This window comes from Vibrio sp. 10N.222.51.C5, from assembly GCF_041474575.1.
Classification (GTDB): Bacteria; Pseudomonadota; Gammaproteobacteria; order Enterobacterales; family Vibrionaceae; genus Vibrio; species Vibrio crassostreae_C.
The window spans coordinates 1-251 of record NZ_JBFRUJ010000103.1 but is presented as its reverse complement, the minus strand read 5'-3'; the positions used below and the strand labels follow the sequence as shown (position 1 = coordinate 251).

Genomic DNA, 251 nt, shown 5'->3' with positions numbered 1-251 from the left:
TACGACTTATTCCATGTTGTCGCTAAGTTCGGTCGTGAGGTCATGGATAGAGTCAGAGTCGACCAAGCCAACAAGCTCAAGCAAGATAAAAAAGCGAGGCAATGGGTCAAGCGCTCACGCTGGGTGTTGTTGAAAAATAGAGGCAACTTAAATCCACGGCAAGACAGCTATCTTACAGAAATATTGAATATCAATAAGGACTTAATGACCACTTATATACTCGGGGCACAGCTCAAAGAGCTTTGGTATTG

1 protein-coding gene is annotated in these 251 nt (G+C 43.4%); it reads left to right on the top strand.

What is annotated here, in order from left to right:
• A partial coding sequence (locus tag AB4558_RS22040; protein ID WP_198598960.1) for a transposase occupies positions 1-251 on the top strand: 251 nt, incomplete at both ends.